Annotated in this window: 21 protein-coding genes; 9 read left to right on the forward strand and 12 right to left on the reverse strand. The window is 69.9% G+C overall.

Annotation, left to right across the window (positions count from 1 at the left end; translation table 11 throughout):
- Positions 1 to 945: 945 nt before the first annotated feature.
- On the reverse strand, positions 946 to 1,419 hold the full coding sequence (locus ACIPC1_RS11505) for a DUF5990 family protein (protein WP_402515654.1): 474 nt from the start codon (positions 1,417 to 1,419) through the stop codon (positions 946 to 948).
- A gap of 269 nt (positions 1,420 to 1,688) precedes the next feature.
- Between ACIPC1_RS11505 and ACIPC1_RS11510 the strand changes: the two genes are divergently transcribed.
- Positions 1,689 to 5,075 carry a S8 family peptidase gene (locus ACIPC1_RS11510; protein ID WP_402515656.1) on the forward strand — a complete coding sequence of 1,129 codons (3,387 nt, stop codon included), beginning with the start codon at positions 1,689 to 1,691 and terminating at the stop codon, positions 5,073 to 5,075.
- Here ACIPC1_RS11510 and ACIPC1_RS11515 read toward each other — a convergent pair.
- The 6 genes from ACIPC1_RS11515 to ACIPC1_RS11540 all read right to left on the reverse strand — a co-directional run bounded on the left by ACIPC1_RS11515 (position 5,042) and on the right by ACIPC1_RS11540 (position 9,659).
- Positions 5,042 to 5,374, reverse strand: a complete 333-nt coding sequence (locus tag ACIPC1_RS11515) for a hypothetical protein (protein ID WP_402515659.1) — start codon at positions 5,372 to 5,374, stop codon at positions 5,042 to 5,044. The two genes, ACIPC1_RS11510 and ACIPC1_RS11515, sit on opposite strands and share 34 nt — an antisense overlap.
- Before the next feature lie 128 nt (positions 5,375 to 5,502).
- On the reverse strand, positions 5,503 to 5,733 hold the full coding sequence (locus tag ACIPC1_RS11520; protein ID WP_402515661.1) for a hypothetical protein: 231 nt from the start codon (positions 5,731 to 5,733) through the stop codon (positions 5,503 to 5,505).
- Between the two features lie 66 nt (positions 5,734 to 5,799).
- Positions 5,800 to 6,348 (reverse strand): ATP/GTP-binding protein, encoded by a 549-nt coding sequence (locus ACIPC1_RS11525; protein ID WP_384384768.1) that lies wholly within the window; start codon positions 6,346 to 6,348, stop codon positions 5,800 to 5,802.
- A gap of 58 nt (positions 6,349 to 6,406) precedes the next feature.
- On the reverse strand, positions 6,407 to 6,799 hold the full coding sequence (locus tag ACIPC1_RS11530) for a DUF742 domain-containing protein (protein ID WP_384384677.1): 393 nt from the start codon (positions 6,797 to 6,799) through the stop codon (positions 6,407 to 6,409).
- On the reverse strand, positions 6,796 to 7,266 hold the full coding sequence (locus tag ACIPC1_RS11535) for a roadblock/LC7 domain-containing protein (RefSeq protein ID WP_402515663.1): 471 nt from the start codon (positions 7,264 to 7,266) through the stop codon (positions 6,796 to 6,798). The genes ACIPC1_RS11530 and ACIPC1_RS11535 overlap by 4 nt, the downstream gene beginning before the upstream one ends.
- On the reverse strand, positions 7,263 to 9,659 hold the full coding sequence (locus tag ACIPC1_RS11540) for a nitrate- and nitrite sensing domain-containing protein (protein ID WP_402515665.1): 2,397 nt from the start codon (positions 9,657 to 9,659) through the stop codon (positions 7,263 to 7,265). Before ACIPC1_RS11540 ends, ACIPC1_RS11535 begins: the two co-directional genes overlap by 4 nt.
- 347 nt (positions 9,660 to 10,006) lie before the next feature.
- Between ACIPC1_RS11540 and ACIPC1_RS11545 the strand changes: the two genes are divergently transcribed.
- A complete protein-coding gene (locus ACIPC1_RS11545) occupies positions 10,007 to 10,189 on the forward strand; it encodes a hypothetical protein (protein WP_402515667.1) in 183 nt (60 codons plus the stop codon).
- A gap of 37 nt (positions 10,190 to 10,226) precedes the next feature.
- On the opposite strand, the gene ACIPC1_RS11550 is transcribed toward ACIPC1_RS11545, so the two are convergent.
- Positions 10,227 to 11,036 (reverse strand): SAM-dependent methyltransferase, encoded by an 810-nt coding sequence (locus ACIPC1_RS11550; protein ID WP_402515669.1) that lies wholly within the window; start codon positions 11,034 to 11,036, stop codon positions 10,227 to 10,229.
- Positions 11,037 to 11,188: 152 nt separating this feature from the next.
- Between ACIPC1_RS11550 and ACIPC1_RS11555 the strand changes: the two genes are divergently transcribed.
- Entirely contained in the window at positions 11,189 to 11,644 is a 456-nt protein-coding gene (locus ACIPC1_RS11555; RefSeq protein WP_402515670.1) for an RpiB/LacA/LacB family sugar-phosphate isomerase, read from the forward strand.
- 36 nt (positions 11,645 to 11,680) lie between these two features.
- On the opposite strand, the gene ACIPC1_RS11560 is transcribed toward ACIPC1_RS11555, so the two are convergent.
- Positions 11,681 to 12,367 carry a DUF2848 domain-containing protein gene (locus tag ACIPC1_RS11560; protein WP_402515672.1) on the reverse strand — a complete coding sequence of 229 codons (687 nt, stop codon included), beginning with the start codon at positions 12,365 to 12,367 and terminating at the stop codon, positions 11,681 to 11,683.
- 121 nt (positions 12,368 to 12,488) lie between these two features.
- Between ACIPC1_RS11560 and ACIPC1_RS11565 the strand changes: the two genes are divergently transcribed.
- Genes ACIPC1_RS11565 through ACIPC1_RS11575 form a run of 3 tightly spaced genes read left to right on the forward strand, consistent with a single transcriptional unit; the run spans position 12,489 to position 15,038 of the window.
- On the forward strand, positions 12,489 to 13,844 hold the full coding sequence (locus tag ACIPC1_RS11565) for an MFS transporter (RefSeq protein ID WP_402515674.1): 1,356 nt from the start codon (positions 12,489 to 12,491) through the stop codon (positions 13,842 to 13,844).
- Positions 13,845 to 13,893: 49 nt separating this feature from the next.
- Positions 13,894 to 14,697, forward strand: coding sequence for a carbon-nitrogen hydrolase family protein (locus tag ACIPC1_RS11570; protein ID WP_402515676.1), 804 nt, complete (start codon positions 13,894 to 13,896; stop codon positions 14,695 to 14,697).
- Positions 14,694 to 15,038, forward strand: coding sequence for a cupin domain-containing protein (locus tag ACIPC1_RS11575; RefSeq protein WP_402515677.1), 345 nt, complete (start codon positions 14,694 to 14,696; stop codon positions 15,036 to 15,038). Before ACIPC1_RS11570 ends, ACIPC1_RS11575 begins: the two co-directional genes overlap by 4 nt.
- 81 nt (positions 15,039 to 15,119) lie before the next feature.
- Here the strand turns inward: ACIPC1_RS11575 and ACIPC1_RS11580 are convergent, their stop codons facing one another.
- Both ACIPC1_RS11580 and ACIPC1_RS11585 read right to left on the reverse strand, forming a co-directional pair.
- A complete protein-coding gene (locus tag ACIPC1_RS11580) occupies positions 15,120 to 15,767 on the reverse strand; it encodes a GntR family transcriptional regulator (protein WP_402515679.1) in 648 nt (215 codons plus the stop codon).
- A 92-nt stretch (positions 15,768 to 15,859) separates the two neighbouring features.
- Positions 15,860 to 16,873 carry an endonuclease/exonuclease/phosphatase family protein gene (locus ACIPC1_RS11585; protein ID WP_402515681.1) on the reverse strand — a complete coding sequence of 338 codons (1,014 nt, stop codon included), beginning with the start codon at positions 16,871 to 16,873 and terminating at the stop codon, positions 15,860 to 15,862.
- 243 nt (positions 16,874 to 17,116) lie between these two features.
- On the opposite strand from ACIPC1_RS11585, the gene ACIPC1_RS11590 reads away from it, so the two are divergent.
- From ACIPC1_RS11590 to ACIPC1_RS11600, 3 genes are read left to right on the forward strand one after another with little or no spacing between them, the layout of a single operon-like run.
- The gene (locus ACIPC1_RS11590) at positions 17,117 to 18,082 is read left to right on the forward strand and encodes an aldo/keto reductase (RefSeq protein WP_402515683.1); all 966 of its coding nucleotides are present in this window, start codon (positions 17,117 to 17,119) and stop codon (positions 18,080 to 18,082) included.
- Positions 18,083 to 18,087: 5 nt separating this feature from the next.
- Entirely contained in the window at positions 18,088 to 19,032 is a 945-nt protein-coding gene (locus ACIPC1_RS11595) for an NAD(P)-dependent oxidoreductase (protein ID WP_402515685.1), read from the forward strand.
- Complete coding sequence (locus ACIPC1_RS11600; protein WP_402515686.1) at positions 19,022 to 19,648, forward strand: TetR/AcrR family transcriptional regulator; 627 nt, start codon at positions 19,022 to 19,024, stop codon at positions 19,646 to 19,648. Before ACIPC1_RS11595 ends, ACIPC1_RS11600 begins: the two co-directional genes overlap by 11 nt.
- Before the next feature lie 5 nt (positions 19,649 to 19,653).
- Here ACIPC1_RS11600 and ACIPC1_RS11605 read toward each other — a convergent pair whose 3' ends face one another.
- Positions 19,654 to 20,673: an LLM class flavin-dependent oxidoreductase gene (locus ACIPC1_RS11605; RefSeq protein ID WP_402515687.1), complete on the reverse strand. Its 1,020-nt coding sequence runs from the start codon at positions 20,671 to 20,673 to the stop codon at positions 19,654 to 19,656.
- Between the last annotated feature and the right edge of the window lie 50 nt (positions 20,674 to 20,723).

The raw sequence follows: 20,723 nt of genomic DNA on the forward strand, positions 1-20,723 counted from the left end.
CGTACGGGCGTCGTGTCACGGTGATGGACCGATGCCGGGCCGTCCGGACGGCGTCGGAGGCGCTCCCGGCCTTCTCGATCACCACCGGTCAGGGTCCGCCCAGCAGTTCACACAGCTCGGTACGAGGGCCCCACCTCGGTGCAGCCCTCCTCGGTCACGGCATCCGGCCCGCTCCGGCCGCTGTCGATCGTGTGCGGCAGGGGCAACTCCCGAGGTGGCTCTGACGGACCGGACAGGTCCTGGCACTCCAGCCGCAGATCGTGCTCCTGGATGAGGGGCCACCGGTCGGTAGTCTGCCGGTATGGGTGGACCCTGGCATGAAGAGCAGTTGATCGCGGACGGCTTCGAGCCTGCGTACGCCGTCTTGGATTGGTAGGACGGGCCGCGTAAAGGGCTTTCCGTTGTCCATGGCGTCCCGCACTACTTCGAGGGTTGGGACTACGACCCCGCCAACGCGGCCGACGAGTACGTCGTGTGGCCCGCGCGCGAGGCGGCAGTGGCGATGGAGCGCGAGTCGTGGGCGATCTTCGTCAGGTACGAGGTTTCTGACGCCGGGAGGGAGGGGCATCCGGGGACCATCGCCATCCGGGGAACGGGGGGATCGATGCCCGTTACGACGAACTGGAATTGATCCTCGTGCCCCACCGCCAGGCGCCGGACGGTGCCCGGCGGCTTGTGGGCGAGGTGCGGTTGGACGACGGAGACCGCTACCGGCCTGACGGGGGCGACCTCTGGTTCCGGTGGCGCCCGAGCAGGTGAGGCCCCGTCGATCATCAGGTGCGGTGTGGACAACGAGTGCTCATGCGGCGGCCACCTCGGACGCGGAGACAGTGCGTGCCGGCCGGCAGGACGGCTTCGAGGATCTGATGAGCCGGTCGGCTACTTCCTCCGGGTCGAACCCCGCCGCCGGGCAAGGCAGTTGGTCCGCGGGCTGCAACTGGAGTCCTAGGCGGCCGACCCGGCGGTCCACGTGATGTGCGGGGGCTCGACGCGTGCGCACAGCGGTCCGCCGTGCGCGTCGGAGAGGCCGAGGCGTCCGACCAGCAGACCGTCATGCGCGGCGGCGGCGAGCACCTCGGCGGGAATGGCATCGATCATCAGCTTGGCGCGGCGGAACATCGAGAAGACGCCCGACTCGTCGACGGTGCCCCATGACAAGTAGATGAAACGTCGGCCCAGACGGTCCTGCACGTAGGGGCCCTTCACTTCGGTGCCGGTCGGTGAGGCGGCCGTGGAGCACTCCAGTGTCCAGGTCGCCGAATCGGCGTCGCCGGGCTGCGGGTCGAGGAGTTCCGCCGGGCGGTCGCGTCGCTGTACCGCGACGTGGACGTTGGTGCGGGTCACGGTGTTGCTGTCGGCCGGGGCCGCGGGGGAGCAGGTGAGGCCGGGCAGATCGTCGGCGTCGATACGGATGCGCATCCGCCCATTGTCCCTCCTTCGTCCGACCCTTTTCTACTTCTTCGCGAAGAACGCGGCTATCCCTTACCGGTAATGCGGCCCGCTTCAATTTCTTTTCACAAAGTGGAAACATGCCGATGGGTTTACTGAATTCGATGGGGGAGTGGCCGTTTTATCTCAACTGTCCGTGATCAGAAGCCTGTTGAGCGAACGCCCCTGTCATGCTCATACTGTGTGATCGGGGGCCCGATGGGGTTTCCTTTCACGTTGACTTCGTCAGGGGCACGGAATTGAATAGACAGCCGAGCAGCAGACCGCGCCGAATACGCGCCATTTCGGTCGCCGCGGCGTCGGCCACGGCACTCGTCGCCGGACTGGTCGTGACCCCGGCCGCCGCGTGGGGAAGTGCGGCATCGGCCGCGCAGACTGCCACATCCGAGACGCTGACGGAATCGGACGCGAGCACCGCGCAGAACTGGATCACCCTCGTCACCGGCGACCGGATCGCCGTCGACGGCGAGGGCGAGCCGGTGTCCGTGGAGCGCCCGGCGGGCCGCGAGGACATCCCCATCCAGATCGAGAGCGTCGAGGGCCACACCTACGCCGTACCCGCCGACGCCGAGCGCCTGGTCCAGCAGGGCCGGGTCGACAGGCGGCTCTTCGACCTCACCACGCTCAGCGAGCCCGCATATCTGGCCCAGCAACGCGACGGCCTCCAGCTCATCGTCACCTATCAGGGCGCCCGCCCCGCCGCGCGGCAGGACGTACGCACGGCGGGCGACAACGAGCTGCGGCGTACCTTCAGCTCGCTCGACGCCGACGCCGTGACCACGCCGACCGACGACGCCACGGCCACCTGGGACGCGCTCACCAGTGAGCCCGCCAGCGCCGCCCCGTACCGTACGACCGCGTCCGGGATCGACGCCGTCTGGCTGGACGACATCCGCCAGGCCGACCTGGACAAGAGCGTGCCGCAGATCGGCGCCCCGACGGCCTGGCAGGCCGGCTACAACGGCGCGGGCACGACGATCGCCATCCTGGACACCGGAGTGGACCAGACCCACCCCGACCTGGCAGGCCAGGAGATCGCCGAGAAGAACTTCTCCTCCTCACCCGACTCCAAGGACCGCTACGGCCACGGGACCCATGTCGCGTCCACCGCCGCCGGTACGGGGGCCAAGTCCGGTGGGAAGTACACGGGCGTCGCACCGGGCGCGAAGATCCTCGACGGCAAGGTGCTCAACGACTACGGCTCGGGCGCCACTTCCGGGATCATCGCCGGTATGGAGTGGGCCGTCGCGCAGGGTGCCAACGTTGTCAACCTGAGTCTGGGCAGCCTCGACTCTCCGGGCATCGACCCGCTGGAGGAGGCCGTCAACCGGCTCTCCGCCGAATCCGACACGCTGTTCGTCGTCGCCGCCGGCAACTCCGGTGTCGGAGCGGGCACCGGAACGATCGGCTCGCCCGGCAGCGCGGACGCCGCCCTGACCGTCGGCGCCGTCGACAAGAGCAACGTTCTCGCCTCCTTCTCCAGCCGTGGCCCGCGCATAGGCGACGGAGCGATCAAGCCCGACGTGACCGCGCCCGGTGTGAACATCGGCGCCGCCGCGGCCCCGGACAGCAACGTCGCGAAGACGGGCACCCCCGTCGCGGACGGCTATGTGGCCATCTCCGGGACATCCATGGCCACGCCGCATGTCGCCGGCGCCGCCGCCATCCTGGCGCAGGAACACCCGGACTGGACCGGCGAGCAGATCAAGTCGACGCTGACCGGATCGACCGTCTCCGGTGGCTACACCCCGTTCCAGCAGGGTTCCGGCCGCATCGACCTGGCCCGGGCCATCGACCAGACCGTCACCGCCGAGCAGAACTCGCTCTCCTTCGGCCGGCAGGCCTGGCCGCACACCGACGACGAGCTCCTCACCAAGGACCTCACCTACCGCAACGAGGGCACCGAGCCCGTCACCCTCGACCTGTCCGTGGCAGCCACCGGCCCCGACGGCAAGCCCGCGCCCGCAGGCGTGTTCACCGTGGAGCACACGCAGCTGACGGTGCCCGCCGGCGGCGAGGCATCCACCACCGTCAGCGCGGACACCCGCGTCGGCACGCTGGACGGCGTCTACAGCGCGTACGTCACGGCGAGCGGCGGCGGTCAGAGCGTGCGTACGGCGGCAGCCGTGGAGCGCGAGATCGAGTCGTACGACCTGACCTTCGAGCAGATCGGCAAGGACGGCAAGCCGGCCACGAGCTACAAGACCCACTTCGTGGGCGTCGGCGGACCGGGCAAGGGCCGTTGGGGCGATCTGGGCAATGTGTCCGGCACCGACACCATCCGGCTGCCCAAGGGGCGCTACTTCGTCAGCACCTCCTTCTACGTCTACACAGGTTCCACCTGGACGGGCGCGGACGTGATCAACCAGTCCAACCTGCAGCTCGACGGCGACACGAAGGTGACCGTCGACGAACGCACCGCCAAACCCGTCGACATCACCCCGCCCGATCCGAAGGCCACAGCCCTCTCGGCGTACGTCGGCGCGGAGATCAAGACGCCCGAGTACTGGACCAGCTCCGCGTGGCTTCTCGGCAACTTCAAGACCTTCACGTTCGGCACCGCGCACCTCGGAGCCGACGCCGCCCCCGGTGAGCTCCAGCAGCGGATCCAGGCAGTTTTCCTGAACGACGCGGACGCATCCGAGTACCACTTCGCGTACCAGGCGGCGGGGACGCGGTACGCCGACGGCTTCGTCCGCAGCCCGAAGGCCGCCGAACTGGCGAAGATCTCCACGCGGCTCGGCTCGGCCGTCCCGAACAAGCGCGCCTACCTGCTGGTGGGGGCCGACACCGGCAACGGAGCGACCGGGGCCGAGTACATCGTCAACCGCAACCTGCCGTACGAGGCGGCGGTCTATGTGAACACCGACAACGGCACCAAATGGCAGCTGGACTTCCGGCGGTACGACACCGCGACCGGCCTCTTCGAAGCCCAGTACCTGGCCCCGTACGCGGTGTACGAGGCGGGCAAGAGCTACCAACGTGCCTTCGGTATCGGTGTGTTCGGGCCGAACCTCGGTACGGGACAGGGGCTGTTCCGCACCGGTGACACGATCACCGGCACGGTCCCGCTGTTCGCCGACAGCGACGGCAACTCCGTTCCGTTGACGTACGCCTCGGCGGGGACCTCGCTCATCAGGAACGGCACCGAGATCGGCACCAGCGACGGTCCGCTGACCGGCACCGCGTCCTTCACGGTCCCGGCCCGCTCCGCCGCGTACCGGCTGACCACCACGGCCACCCGCGCCGCGGGCACCCCGGTCTCCAGCAAGGTCACCGCCAGCTGGACGTTCCGCTCGGAGAACGTCGCCGAGAAGACCGCGCTGCCCGTGTCGGTGGTGCGCTTCGCCCCGACGCTCGCGGCGGACAGTACGGCCACCGCGGACTCGACCCTGAAGATCCCGGTGACCGTGCAGGGCGCGGACGCCGGCAAGCAGCTCGCCGCGCTGTTCGTCTACGTCTCGTACGACGAGGGCGCGCACTGGAGCCTGCGGCCGGTCATCGCGGGCAAGGTCACGGTGAAGACCCCGCAGACGGGCGGCAGTGTGTCCCTGCGCGCCAAGGCGGTCGACAAGCGAGGCAACACGGTGGATCAGACGATCCTCCGCGCGTACACGGCCCGGTAGTCCCGGTAGCCGGGAATCCGACGCCAACCCCGCTCCCGCGCAGCGCTACGGCCTGTGCGGGAGCGGGTTTGCGTAGGCGAGCTCGAAGAACCGGCGATGAGGCCGGAGTTCAGGTGGGCCTCTCCTTGTACGGCGGTGTCGTCGGCCCGCGAGGCCAGCGCAACCACCTGCGCATGGCTGAGGTCCGGGCGAAGGGCGAGCGCCGAGTCGACGGCGATGTCCGCGATGGCGATCAACCGGTCGATCAGCTCGGCGGGCAGAGCGGGGTTGGCGGCGAGCCCGCACAGGACTGGGTGCACAGGGGCATCCTGCCCGGATGCTGATCGAAACGCCCGTGGATTTCGGTGCCCCAGGCCGAGGCGCTTCGATCTCGTCGAAGGAGCGACAGGCTCGGGGCTGTGCCAGGGAGAGGGCGAAAACCGCCTCCTCATGTCGGGCGGGGTACGCCCAAGAGGGCGTCGGAGGGCACGGCCGGCCGCTCGTGAGGTACGTCCGCCGGGCCGGCCCGGTCACCGTCCACGCGGGCCGCAACTGCGTCCGGGTCAAGGGCGCGGTGCACGGCGAAGATCCTGAAGTGGTCGGGCGTCGCCCCGGTTACCGTCCAGCAGGACACGTCGAAGGCGGAGCCGCCGGCCCGCCACGAGGTGAAGATCGACATCCGTGAGGCCACGTCAGTGTGGCAACAGTGCGGTCCAGGGCTGCCGTCCCGGACCGCACCGCTGTGTCAATGGCGGATCGGGAGCGGCACGCGACCGCCCATCAGCCGGTTGACGAGGGCGAGCAGCAGATCCCGGCTCGCCCCTCGTTCGCGCAGGTCGCCCATGACCACGGGGACGGCCGGGTCGAGGTCGAGTGCGTCCTTGACCTCCGACACGGTGCGGTCCTGCAGTCCGTGGAAGCAGTTGACGCCCACCACGAAGGGGACGCGGCGGCTCTCGAAGAAGTCGATCGACGCGAAACTGCTCTCGAGTCGCCGGGTGTCCGCGAGGACGACGGCACCGAGGGCACCGTGCACCAGGTCGTTCCACATGAACCAGAAGCGTTCCTGACCGGGGGTGCCGAAGAGGTACAGGACGAGCTCGGAACTCACCGTGATCCGGCCGAAGTCCAGCGCTACGGTGGTGGTGGTCTTGTCCTCCACTCCGTCGAGGTCGTCCACCCCGAGGCCCGCGACGGTCAGCTGCTCCTCCGTGTTCAGGGGCGGGATCTCGCTCACGGAGCCGACCATGGTGGTCTTGCCGACGCCGAACCCGCCGGCGATCAGGATCTTCATCGCGGCGGGTGCCGTGGCCGTCCCCGCCTCCGACACCGGTACCCCGGTCTGCTGTTCGTCAGAGTCTGAGTAGGGCATCCTTCACCGCCTGAAGAAGAATCAAGTCCGGTTCCTCGCCGGCCACCACCGTGAGCGGTGGCCGGATCGCCACTCGTCCGATGCCGAGCAGGTCGTCGACGAGGATCTTTGTGACCGCAATGGGCTGCCGGAGCATGGCGGAGACCTCGGCGAGCGCCACGGGCGTGCGGCACTGCTTCAGAATCAACCGGTGTTCGGGTTGCAGGCTGCGGTCGCCCTGCTGGTCGCCGAGGCCGGAGACAGTGGCGATCACCGTGATGAGGGTGAGGTCGCCCCGCACCGAGACGGTACGCCCCTGGGTGATCGTGTACGCCCTGACCAGGCTTTCCTCGGAGTCATCGTCGTCCGCCGCCGCGTCGGCCCAGTGTTTCACTCACGTCCTCCCCCCGTTCCTGCCACGCCGGAGCGGGAGGATCCCCAGTCCTGCGCAAGCCCCTGGACGACCCGTACTTCGGTGCCCAGATGCTGTCCCACTTGCTGTACGAGGGTGTCCATGGCTACGGCCATCAGCTCCGCGTCCACCTCCTGGTCCGCGACGACCGCCAGGTGGGTGCCCCGGCCGGCGGAGCTGATGAACAGCCACAGTTCGTCGAGTTCGATGATCAGCTGGCGGACCGCACCACCGCCGAACACCTCGCCGACTCCGCGCGCCAGGCTCTGCTGCCCGGTGGCGATGGCGGCCAGGCGTTCGGCGTCGACCCGGGCGATGCTGCTGGACTGACTGACGACCAGACCGTCGTCGGACAGCACCACGGCGTTCCGGGTGCCCGGGACCTGGTCGACCAGACGATCGAGCAGCCAGTCGAGGTCAGAGTTGGTGGCAGTGCTTCGCAGAGTCATCGTCCGTCTTCCTTCCGGGTCCGTTCGGGTCCCGGTGCGGGATCGTCGCGTTGGTGTTCGGGGGTGTGTCTGAGCCGGGCGGCCCGGGACTGGCGTTGGAAGGCGCCGACAGTGGCGCCGGGGCGTGCCCCGTTCCGACGGGGCAGAGGCTGGGCTTCGGCCGTGTCCGTGTACGGCACCTCGGGGTGCGCGGGGGGAGGCTGCCGGAGTTCGCTGGCGAGGCTGGCCTGCCGTACCCGCCGGGGCAGTGGGTCGTTGGCCTGCCTCGGAGCCGGAGCCGGAGCCGGAGCCGGAGCCGGAGCCGGAGCCGGAGCCGGAGAGGAAGCGGGAGTGGGTCGGAGCTGCGGCTCGATCCAGGGACCGACGAGCGGACGGGTGAACTCCCCCCGGTCGCCGGGCCGGAGCCGCGGCCGTGGATCGGGGTGGGTGTCCGCCTGGGCGGGCGTGCTGTGCAGCGCGAGCTGGTCGGGGTAGGTATGGAAGGCGTCGGTCGAGATGTCCTCCGACAGCGGTCCCCCGTCGGTGATCAGCTCCCCGGGCACCAGGACGACCACCCGCGTGCCCCCGAAGGACGAGGGCCGCAGCTCCACCTTGAGACCCAGGTTGGCGGAGAGCCGGGCCACGACGTACAGGCCCAGCCGGGCGTCGTCGGCGCGGGACATGACGTCCATCCGGGGCGGCTCGGCCATCAGCGCGTTGGCCGCGTCGTACTGCTCGGACTCCATGCCCACGCCGCGGTCCTCGATCTCGATCGCGACGCCACGGCTCACCTGGGACACGGTCACCTCGACCGGCGTCGGCGGCTTGGAGAAGGACACCGCGTTCTCCATCAGCTCCGCCAGCAGGTGTGCCACGGGACCGACGGCGCGCTCGGACAGCCAGGCCTCGACGTCGATGTCGATCCGGATGCGGCGGTAGTCCTGCACCTCGCTCTGCGCGGAACGCAGGACGTCCAGCAGCAGTACGGGCCTGCGCCAGCGGCGCTGCGGCTGTCCGTTGCCGAGGATGACCAGGTTCTCCTCGTAGCGGCGCAGCCGGGCCGCCAGGTGGTCGAGGTCGAAGAGACCTTCGAGGACCGCGGGGTCCTCGTGCTGGCGCTGCATCTCACCGAGCCGCCTGAGCTGCATGCCGATGAGCAACTGGGTCCGCCTGGCCACACGTTGCAGCAGGCGCTCGAAGCCGCGGTACAGCTCGACCTCTCGTACGGCGGTCTCCAGGGACGAACTGCGGGCCTGGTTGAGGGCCTGGCCGAGCTGGCCGAGTTCGTCGTCGGCGTGACGGATCTCGGGGAGTTCGGCGTCGGTGTCGACCTTCTCGCCCCGGCGCAGCCGCTCCACCATGTCGGGCAGCCGGGTCTGCAGTTCCAGGGCCTCCGAGCGGAGCGCGAAGATCCGCAGGCGCAGGATTCCGGTCAGCCGCAAGGTGAACAGGAGCAGCAGCAGCACGGCCGCCGCGCTCGCGGCGGCTGTGATGATCAAGGTTTGCACCAGGCCGCCGAGTTCGCCGTTGGTGACGGCGTCGAGGTCGGAGGCGACCGCGTCGCCGGCCTTCTCCAGCTCGGGCGTGATGTCGGTGCGGACCTGCTGCCACTGCTCGCCGACCGAGGCGGCCACGGGGGTCCGGCCGGCCTCGTCCTCCTTTTTGGTGCTGAGGAGGCCCGCCTCGATCTGGGCCTTCTCCTTCCAGTCGGCACTGGCGAGCACGCTCTCGTAGGACTTGGCCAACTGTGCGGGCAGCTGCGCCACGATCTTGTCGTCGTAGATGTGCCGCTGGGCGCCGATCGCTCCGGCGAGCTGGAGGCGCTGCTCACTGGTGAGCCGGCCGCTCGCCACCCCGGAGGCGATGATTGCGTCCTCGCGCGAGATCATCTCCAGGCCCCACGCGGCGTTGAACGTCGGCCGGCTGAGCTCGGCCTGTTCGCCGAAGCCCACGTTGCTGAAGCCCTCGAACATCTCCAGGTCCCAGGTGATGATCTCGGTGTAGTCGTCGAAGGTCTGATCCGGATCGGCGGATCCCTGGTCCAGGGCGTCGCGCTGGTCGGGTAGTCGCCGCATGGCCTGGTCGAGCTTCCGGAACGTTTCGTCAAGATCCTCCGGTACGGAACCGGACAGCGCGTCGAGGCGTCGGACGGCTGTGTCGGTGAGCCCACGCTGACGCGTCAGTTCGGACCGGTCCGCCGGGGGGTCCGACAACGCCATCGAGGTCAGCCGTCGCTCCGTCTGCGCGGCGGAGATGACGCCGAGAAGCGGCTCAGTGAAGCGCTCTGTCGACCCCTGCCGGTCGTGGACCTCACGCCACTCCCCGTACTGCTGGGCCGAGTCCGTCGCTGCCAGGGCGACCAGGACGAGGCAGGGCACCAAGGCGAGTGCGAACAGGATCGTCCGCAGCGACATCCGGCGCTTGGGAGCCGTCTCTTGACCTGGCGGACGGCTCTCGGGTGGTGAGGTTCGTGCGTGGAGTGCCACTGGGGTCCCCGGCGTGTGAGTGATGACGGACCGTGCCTGGAAGCGGTGGTCCGAGTCATGGCAGGGGGGAGCCTACAGAATGGATAAACGATCTCAATACGGTTCGGCTGAATGGTTCATTGACAATATTCCCCGAAGGGACATTCCTACGGCGCGTCTCTCTCACAGCGGCCGGACGCAGCCCACCGGGCGCTCCCCGCCGAGCTGGACGTAAAGGGTGGTGTCCGCGGGGCACTTGGCCCGTACGGTGCTGGCTCCACGAGGCGTGGCTCCTGTTGGAGGACCACGTCGTCCAGCTCTGGACACCGAAGATCAAGGCAGTGGGAGACCAGTTCAGGGCGACGGCCGGCAAGTTGCCCGAAGCCAAGCCGGAGTTGGCGACAACCTCCTGTGTGCCGTCCGGCGAGACCGACGTGCCGAACCCGGCCCCGAAGACCAGGACCCTGAGCGCTCAGTGAGTGCCGCGGCCGAGGAGGACAGCTCGTCTCTGCACGGTCAGGGTTTCCGGGCAACGGCACCGAACTGCGGGAGCGCGGGGGGCGATTCGTCCTTGGCGTGCCATTGCGAGCAGGAGACGATTCCCGGCGTGATCAGGTCCAGGCCGTCGAAGAAGGAGGTGACCTCCGCGCGGCTGCGGGCGGTGATCGGCGGGGTGGCGTTCTTGTTCCAGAAGTCCATGGCCTCGACGTTGCCCTCGCCGCCGAGGTCGGCGTCGGTGGTGGGGTGGGTCAGGGCGAGGTAGCTGCCGGAGGGGACCGCGGCCATGACGCGGCGCACGATGTCCTGCGCCTGGCCGGTGTCGAGGACGAAGTTCAGGATGCCGAGCATCATGACCGCGACGGGCCGGTCGAGGTCGAGGGACGCCGCGGCGCCCTGGACGATGGCGTCCGGTCGGTGGACGTCGGCGTCGATGTAGTCGGTGATGCCCTCCGGGGTGCCGATGAGCAGGGAACGGGCGTGGACGAGCACGATGGGGTCGTTGTCGACGTACACGATCCGCGACTCGGGCGCGACGCGCTGGGCGATCTGATGGGCGTTGTCCATGGTCGGCAGTCCGGTGCCGATGTCCAGGAACTGCCGTACCCCGCGGTCGGCGGCCAGGTACGTGACCGCACGCCCGAGGAACTCGCGGTCGGCGCGGGCCACGTCCCGGATGACCGGGAACATGGCGGCGACCTGGTCGCCCACCTGCTGGTCGACCTCGTAGTTGTCCTTGCCACCGATCCAGTAGTTCCAGACCCGGGCGTTGTGCGCCACCGAGGTGTTGAGCCTTGACGATCCGTCCGGGCGCCCGTTCTCATTCACGTCTTCTCCTCTCCGTACACCCGCGAGATGTGCTGGGCGAACCTGCGGCGGCAGTGGGCCGTCGCCGCCGTGCTGCCAGTTGATCACGCCGAGGAGTGTCTGCGGCAGAGGTCCGAAGACATCCGCCTCATCGGCTGCGTAGTCTTCGAGGCATGCGGATCTCCGTTTCCTCGGACATGGACGAACCAGTGGCCCGGCACCTCGTCACGGAGTTGCGCGGTCGCGGCCACGAGGTGCTGACGCACGGGGCGCTCAAGCCCGGTGACAGCGCCCAGTGGGCGTTCTGCTCGGAGGCGGCTGCCCGTGAGGTCGCCGCCGGGACCGCGGACCAGGCGATCGTCTGCTGCTGGACCGGCACCGGCGCCTCGATCGCCGCGAACAAGGTGCCGGGGGTACGCGCGGCCCTGTGCACGGACGCGTACACGGCGGACGGCGCACGCCGCTGGAACGACGCCAATGTGCTGGCGCTGAGCCTGCGGCTGACCTCCGAGCCGCTGCTCAAAGAGATCCTCGACGCCTGGTTCGCCGCCCGGGCCGGCGGCGACGCCGACGACCTGGAGAACGTGGCCCACATCGGACGCCTCGACCTCGGCAGGTCCGGCCCGTAGCGGAGCGCTGGCCGCCGCTACGGGTCTCCGGCGCCCTCAGCCAATCGGTTCGGGCATCGGAATCACGTCGTAGGCCAGCTCGATCGTGTGGCCGGTCGCCGGGTCGCCCAGCTCCACGCGCCAGGTCTCGGCGAACTGGTCCACGTCCTCGGTCATCGGGATGGTCCCGGAGATGAGGACGGTGCCCGGGGTCAAGTCGCCCCGGGAGCGCAGCACTTCGGCCCAGTAGCCCGGAGTGAGCAGCTCGGCGAGCGTGCCGTTCTGGATCTCGGACTCCTTGCCGGCGTGGGTGACCCAGGCCCGCAGGGTGAGCTCGTCGAGGCGCGTCTCGACGTCGGCCAGCTTCCAGGCGCGGCGGGCGAGCACGTCCGGGCCCGCGTTCTTGCTCCAGGCGACCCCGTGCACTTCGAGATCCCGGTCGGTGTGGTCGCAGGCGGCGCTGAGCAGCAGTTCTCCGTCCGCGGCGACGATCAGGGCCCACTCGGCCTCGCCGGAGGTCCGGGCGTGCTGGGCGGCGACCGTGTCGGTCTGCTGGGCGAGGTACGGGGAGACGGGATAGAGCGCCGGGGTCACGGACGGCGCGGGCACGCCGAGCTCGGCCAGCTCGGCGACGTGTGCGGCGACGTCCTGCTGGCGCCGCCCGGCGTATCCGGCGTTGAGTACCTGCCGGACATCGACGTCACGGGTGGAACCGTCGGGCAGTTCGAAGGTCAGCACGGCCACGGGAACTCCTGAAAATGTCGGTTTCGAAGCGGTTAACTTCCGGCGCAGGGGTTGCGCATACGACCTGTATACAAGAAGTATGCCGAAAGGTCGACGTCCCCCGACGCAAGGAACAGGCAGCATGCAGCACACCCAGCAGGCCATGGAAGCGCCGCCGCCGGTCCGCTCCGGCATCCGCCGCGCCTTCTTCGCCAGCCTCACCGGCACCTCCCTGGAGTGGTACGACTTCGCGGTCTACTCGGCCGCCGCGGCCCTGGTCTTCGGCGACCTCTTCTTCCCCTCCAAGGACCCCCTCACCGGCACCCTCCTGGCGTTCTCCACCTACGCCGTCGGCTATCTCTCCCGTCCCCTCGGCGGTTTCGTCTTCGGCCGGCTCGGCGATGTCATCGGCCGCAAGAAGGTACTCATCGCCACGCTGATCCTCATCGGCGCGGCCACCTTCCTCATCGGCCTGCTGCCCGCCTACGGCACCGTCGGTATCGCCGCACCCATCGCCCTGGTCGTGCTGCGCTTCGCCCAGGGTGTCGGCGTGGGCGGCGAGTGGGGCGGCGCGGTCCTGCTGTCCAGCGAGTTCGGTGACCCCCGCCGCCGCGGCTTCTACGCCTCCGCCGCACAGGTCGGACCGCCCGCGGGCAACCTCCTGGCGAACGGCGTCCTGGCCGCCCTCGGCGCACTGCTGACGGAGGATCAGTTCCTGTCCTGGGGCTGGCGCGTGGCGTTCCTGCTGTCCGGTGTCCTGGTCGGTTTCGGCCTGTGGATCCGGGCCAAGCTGGAGGAGACCCCGGTGTTCAAGGCGATGCAGGCCGAACAGAGTCGGCCCGAGGCGCCGGTCCGCGAGGTGTTCACCACCCAGCCCCGCGCCCTGTGCGCGGCCATCCTGTGCCGGGTGGGCCCCGACGTGCTCTACGCGATGTTCACCGTCTTCGTCCTCACCTACGCCACCGGCGAACTGGGCATGGCGCGCGGCTCCGCACTGGCCGCCGTACTCATCGGCTCCTCACTCCAGATCTTCCTCATCCCGCTCGCCGGAGCGCTGTCCGACCGGGTCAACCGGCGACTGCTGTACGGCTGCGCAGCCGTGGCAGCGGGCGTGTGGCCGTTCGTGTTCTTCCTGATGACGGACGGCGGCAGCTGGCCCCTCCTGGCGATCGGTGTCGTCGTGGGCCTGGCCATCCACTCCGTCATGTACGGGCCGCAGGCGGCCTTCATCGCCGAACAGTTCTCACCGCGGCTGCGCTACACGGGCTCCTCGCTGGCCTACACGCTCGCCGGCCTCATCGGCGGCGCGGTCGCACCGCTGCTGTTCACCGCCCTGCTGAGCTCGTACGACAGCTGGGTTCCGCTGGCGCTGTACATCGCCGTCGCCGCGGCCGTCACCATCGCCGGCCTCTCGCTGGGAAGGGACGCGGACGACGCCACGGACGAGGAGATGGCACGCGTCGCACCCGCTCCCGAGGCCGCGGCCGAGGTTTCCTGATCCCGCGCCGATCCCCGCCCGCATCCGTCCCGACGCAGAAAGGCCGCCCGTGCGTATCGCCCTGAGCCAGTTCACCAGCGGACCCGAACCCGACAAGAACCTCGCACTCATCGAGGACGACACCCATCGCGCCGCGGCCGCCGGAGCGCATGTCGTCGTGTTCCCCGAAGCATCGATGGCCTGCTTCGGTACCCCCTTGGCGCCGCTCGCACAGCCGCTCGACGGCCCCTGGGCGGACGAGGTCCGCGCCATCGCCGCCGCGGCCGGCATCGTCGTGGTGGCGGGCATGTTCACCCCGGCTCCGCACGGCCGGGTGGCCAACACCCTGCTGGCCACAGGACCGGGCGTCGAGGCGGCGTACGACAAGATCCATCTGTACGACGCCTTCGGCTACACCGAGTCGGACACGGTCGCCGCGGGCTCGCGGATCGTCACGATCGACATCGACGGCGTACGCATGGGGCTGGCCACGTGCTACGACGTGCGCTTCCCCGAACTGTTCCGGGCGCACGCCGACGCGGGCGCCGTAGCGACGCTGCTGGCCGCGTCCTGGGGTGCCGGGCCGGGCAAGCGCGAGCAGTGGGAGCTGCTGGTCCGTGCCCGCGCGCTGGACGCCACCCTCTGGGTCGCGGCCGTGGACCAGGCCGACCCGGCAGCCGGGGGAGTGGCCCCGCAGTCCTCGGCGCCCACAGGCATCGGGCACAGCATGGTGGTCGGCCCCGACGGGACCGTACGCGCCGGCCTGGAGGCGGAGCCGGGCCTGCTGATCACCGACCTGGATGTCGACGAGGTCACGGCGGTCCGCAAGAAGACGTCAGTGCTGGCCAACCGTCGTCTGGGGCCGGCCTCATGAACAAACCGGAGCTTGAGTTCCACCTGCCCGCGGGGCCCTGGACAGCGCCGGCCGGTGCCGCCGAGGGGATCGAGGAGCGCGTCCTCGCCGAGGACCCGACCGGTGCGCACCGCACCGCGCTCGTCCGGTGGGCGCCGGGCACCGACACGTCCGCCGACGGCGTGACCCGGCACGACTTCTGGGAAGAGGTCTGGATCCTCCAGGGCGACCTGCACGACCTCACCCTTGACGAGACGTTCCCGCAGGGCTCGTACGCCTGCCGCCCACCGGGAATGCCCCACGGCCCCTGGACGACGGCCGAGGGCGTCACGATGCTCGTCTTCACTTACCCACAGGTGTGACGCCTACGGCCGCTGGACAACGGCCGAGGGTGTCACCGTGCTCGTCTCACCTACCCGCAGGAGTGACCCGCTCGCCGCTGCCTAACCGGCGAGCAGCACCTTCAGTGTCGACTGCAGATGACTGTCGATCGCGGCGCACGCGGCCGTCGTGTCACCGGCCGCGAGCGCGGTGAGGATGTCCTGGTGCTCATGGAGCACGGCCTCCTGGCGGCCGTGCTGGTTGTAGAGCGCCACCACCCCGGCCCTGACCTGACGGCTGCGCAGCCCGTCGTAGTGCCGTTCGAGCAGTGCGTTGCCCACGGCGGCCACGAGGGTGGAGTGGAAGAGGTGGTCGACGGCGATGAACTCCTTGGCCTGGTCGGGACCGTTCAACTCCCGCTGCCGCTGGAGGAGTTCGCCCAGCTCCCGCAAGGGGGCCCGCTCCGCGCCGATGACCTGCTGTGCCGCATACCGTTCGACGATCCCGCGCAGCTCCATCAGCTCGGAGATCTCCCGGCCCGACAGCGGCGCCACACGCGCACCCCGCTTGGGCACCAGCTGTACGAGATCCTCGGCAGCGAGCAGCAGCAGAGCCTCCCGGATGGGGGTGCGTGACACCCCGATCCGGTCGGCGATCTCCTGCTCCGAGAGAAACTCTCCCTGCATCGCCGGATCCGTCAGCACCGTGTCCTTGAGGTACGCGTACGCCTTCTCCCGACCGGACGCCACCACTACCCCCAGAGATCGCATACACCTTGTATACGGAAGCTACCACGGGGCCGCGGCGGTGTGTCGGCCTCGCGCACACCTGGTCCGAAGCCCCGCGCCGTCCGTTGGTGGATCTAGGCGGGAAGCAGTGCAAGTACCGCCACGACGGCCCGATGGTCCGTACCCGGCACCGTGCGCTCGCCCACGGAGACCCCCACCAGACCGGAGCCGTGCAGGACGTGGTCCAGCTGGACCAGCGGCGGCACGACCGGAAGGCCGACCGGCCAGGTGCGGGGCCATCCGTGGCCGAGTTCGGCATGGGTGTCGGTGAGCCCGGACGCCAGCAGCCCCCGCATCGGGGCGTGGTCCAGGGAGGCGTTGAAGTCGCCGAGGAACACGGTGTCGGGGCCGCTGCGCCGGGCCAGGGAGGCGAGGGCGGTCATGTCCCGCGTCCAGCGGTCCGCGTCGCCCAGCGGGTAGTACGTGTGCACGGCCACGAACTTAACGGTGCGTCCGGCGACGGTGATCTCGGCGGTGGTCTGGGGCCAGGCGGTGTCGGAGTCCGTCGCACCACCATGGGACAGCGAGCGCCGTGAGTAGATCGAGGAGTCGTACTCGGGGTGGAGTTCGCGGTACGGCATCAGCGCGCCCAGACCCGCTCTGTCCAGCGCGGCCACCCCGGCGGACGGCAACTGCTCCAGGGCCAGCACGTCGATCCGCTCGGTGCGGACCAGCTCCACCACCGCGCGCGGATCGGCGCCGCCGACATCGGTGTTGAGGGTGGCGACCCGCAACACCGCCGCGCCCGCCGGAACATGGCGGCTCTCGGGGACGAACCGCGGCACCAGCAACCCCGCCTGGACGACCACCAGAGCCGCGACGACCGCCACCGCCCACCGTGAGCGCAGAGTGGGGACGGCGACCATGACGCCCAGCACCAGCACGCTGAGCACGGCCGAGTACGGGAAGAGCACCATGGGCACCGCGAGCGGCGTTCCCGCATCAAGTCCCGTCAGCCGTACGAGAAGCAGCCCGGCGGGAGCGCTGAGCACGAGCCCGCAGCCCAGCAGCCCCCACGTCCGCCCGCGCCCCCCGCGTGTCCGCCGCGGGTCGTCGGCGCGCAGGGTGCCCGCCACCGTGCCTGTCATCCGTCTCCACCCTCGATTCGCGCCCGGTGGGACGGCAACGATCACCGGCCTCCCGGGACGGGGACGACGGAACGGCGCGTACGGTTCCGGCCGCCGACGGCTGCCGCCAACGACCCTCTTTGGGCTTTCGCACGAAATGTCCGACTCTCCCTTGTCGTTTCGAAACTGGCAGTTTAGTTTTGTTATGTGGGGAGGGTGCTCCGGACCCGCGGGGTCCGGTCTCCCCGACGCACTGGAGGAACGATGCATTCCACGAAACTCAGGACGAGCAAGCTGGGCGCCACCGGCATGGAGATCACCCGGGTGGGTGTCGGGGCGTGGGCGATCGGCGGAGGCGGCTGGGAGTTCGGCTGGGGTCCGCAGGAGGACGACGAGTCGGTGGCCGCGATCCACCGGGCGCTGGAACTCGGGGTGAACTGGATCGACACCGCGGCCGCCTACGGCTTCGGCCGTTCCGAGGAGGTGGTCGGCCGGGCGATAGCGGGCCTGACCGAGCGGCCGTACGTGTTCACCAAGGCGTCACTGCTCGACGACGGCACCGGCCGCGTCCGCCACAGCCTCAAGCGGGATTCCGTCCTGCGGGAGGCCGAGGCGAGCCTGACACGGCTCGGCGTCGACGCGATCGACCTGTATCAGATCCACTGGCCGATCCCCGAGGAGGACATCGAGGAGGGCTGGTCGGCCCTGGCCGAACTGAAGGAGCAGGGGCTCGTCCGCCACATCGGCGTGTCCAACTTCGACGTCGGGCAGCTGCGCCGCATCCAGGCGATCGCGCCCGTGGAGACCCTCCAGCCGCAGTACTCGCTGGTCGACCGCGAGATCGAGTCCGAGATCCTGCCCTTCACCGAACACGAGGGGATCGGCGTCATCGTCTACTCGCCGATGGGCTCCGGCCTGCTGACCGGCGCGATGACGCGCGAGCGCATCGAGCAGCTTCCGGCGGACGACTGGCGCGCCCGCGACCCGCGGTTCGCCGAGCCGCAGCTGTCCCGGCACCTGGCACTGGTCGCGCGGCTCCAGGTGGTCGCCGACCGGCACGGCGTGACCCCGGGGGCCGTCGCGGTCGCGTGGACGCTGCACAACAGCGCGGTGGACGGCGCGATCACCGGATTCCGTCGCCCCGCCCAGGTGGACCCGGTCGTCGCCGCGGCGGCCCTGGAACTCACCGAACAGGACATCACCGAGATCGAAGAAACCGAAGGAAGGTGACGACCATGACCACGATCGGATTCGTCGGTCTGGGCGCCATGGGCAGCCGGATCGCAGGCCGCCTATTGGACGGCAACCAGGTGTACGGCACGAACCGCACCCAGTCCAGGGCCACTGAGCTGATGGACCGGGGCATGGCCTGGCGCGCGACCCCGCGCGAGGTCGCCGCGGAGGCCGAGGTGGTCTTCAGCATGGTCAGCGACGACGCGGCCCTGGAGGCGGTCACCTCCGGCCCGGACGGGATTCTCGCCGGACTGGCCCCCGGCGACGTCTACGTCGACATGAGCACGGTCAGCCCGCAGGCCAGCCGGGAGCTGGCACAGCGTGTGCAGGCCCTGGGCGCCACCCTGCTCGACGCCCCGGTCTCCGGCAGCGTCACCGCCGCCGCCGACGGCACCCTCGCCATCATGGTCGGCGGGCCGGACGAGGTCTTCCACGCGGTTGAGCCGCTGCTGCGCCAACTCGGCCGTACGGTCACGCATGTCGGCGCGAACGGCCAGGCACTGCTGCTCAAGCTCGCCATCAACATCAGCCTCGCCGCGCAGATCCTCGCCTTCAGCGAGGGCGTCCTGCTGGCCGAACGCGGTGGAATCGACCGGACACTGGCAGCGCAGGTGATGTCCACCAGCGCCATCGGATCGCCGACCGTGCAGGCACGCGTCCCGCTCATACTGGACCTGCCCGAACACGGCTGGTTCGATGTGGAGCTCATGCACAAAGACATCGGGCTCGCCCTGGACGCCGCCGACGACCTGGGCCTCCCGGTTCCCTCGGCCTCCGTCACCGACATCATGCTGACCAAGGCCGAACAACTGGGCTACGCACACCGCGACATCGCCTCCCTCTACGAGGTCCTCGACCACACGGCCGCGGGACCCCACCGGCATGCCGGTCCGAACCCCGTGGACGTGCCGGAACGAGAACCGGCGGGAGTCGCGCGTGAAGCCTGACCAGCAGGAGGCGGCCCCACAGCGCGGCAGACCGCGCAGCGAGAAGGCCCGCGAGGCCATCCTCGACGCGGCGGGGGAACTCCTCCTGGAGCGTGGTCTGTCCGCCGTGAGCATGGACACGGTCGCCGCTCGGGCGGGCGTCAGCAAGGCGACGATCTACCGCTGGTGGCCCACCAAGGAGACCCTCGCGGCGGACGCGCTTTACCACGAATGGGCCGAGGTCCCACCGGCCCGTGACACCGGATCGCTCCGCGGCGACCTGCGCAGCCTCCTGCGCCCCTGGGTGGGGCTCGCCGACCGGCGTCCCTACGGACGTGTGGTCGCGGCCCTGCTCACCCAGGTACAGACAGATCCACAGTTCGCCGAGGAGTACCACGCACGTTTCGTCGAACCCCGTCGGGACCAGGCCCGTGTGATTTGCGGGCGCGCGATCGAACGCGGCGAGATCTCCGCGGACACCAAGATCGAGGTCGTACTCGACCTGCTCTACGGCCCGGTCTACCACCGGCTCCTGCACGGTCACGCGCCGCTCAGCGACCGGTTCGTGTGCGACGTCATCGACACCGTCCTCGACGGTGTCGCGCCGGCCCGGCCCCCGGTGGCCCCCGCGGGGTGATCCGTTCAGCCGACCGCCGGCCGGCCGAGTCGCGGGCCGAGCTCGGTGGCGATGTCGGTGAGGATCTGGACGTAATCGTCGTGGTCGAAGGTGAAGGGCAGCGCGAACGCCACCTCGTCGACCTCCCGGAACGCCGCGTGGGCGTAGAGCCGTTCGGCGATCTCCTCGCTGCTGCCGACGAGGTCCGGGGCGAACATCATGCGCGCCGGTCCCTGTGGCGTGGCGGTACGCGGCATCCGCTTGTGTGCGTACTCCTCGTACCTCGCGCGCTGCTCCGCAGTGGCGCTGTCGGTGGGGATGACGACGAGGCCCTGCGAGACACGGGCGCGGTCACCGTCGGGATGGTGGGCGCGGAAGGCCCGGATGTGCGAGAGCTGGATCTCGGCGAAGTCCTCGGACTCCTCCGCCTTCACCACGCTGCTGGTCAGGAAGTTCATGCCGTGTTCGCCGGCCCACCGGGCCGACCGCAGGCTTCCGCCGCCGTACCACATACGCCGGCCCAGGCCGGGGGAGTGCGGCTGGACGCGGTCGGAGAACACCTCGAATCCCTCGACGCCGCTGAAGTCCGTGGCGGGTTTCCCGCGCACGAGGTCCAGCAACCGCTCCATCCGGTCGTAGCTGAAGTCCTCCGTGTCGGCCGTGTCGGGGTAGAGCGCGCTCTTGACCTGGCCGTAGTGCATCGGCGGGCCGACACTGAGGCCCGGATTGAGGCGGCCCCGGGACAGGATGTCGACCGTCGCCAGGTCCTCGGCCAACCGCAGCGGATTTTCCCACCCCAGGGGGATGACCGCGGTGCCCAGCTCGATGCGGCTGGTGCGCTGCGAGGCCGCCGCCAGCACGGCGACCGGGGAGGAGATGCCGTACTGGAGATGACGGTGTCGCACCCACGCGCTGTCGAATCCGAGCCGCTCACCCAGCTCGATGATTTCCAGTGTCGATTCGTGGCCCTGGGCGGGGTTGTCTCCGTCGAACAGTCCGATGGTCAGGAAGCCCAGTTTTCGCAACGGGTCCGAGGGCAGTGGCACGGGGCTCCTCCATCATCCGCGGCGACTTCCGCCGAACACCAGTGCTGACT

This window comes from Streptomyces sp. NPDC087263 (assembly GCF_044744645.1).
Taxonomy (GTDB): domain Bacteria; phylum Actinomycetota; class Actinomycetes; order Streptomycetales; family Streptomycetaceae; genus Streptomyces.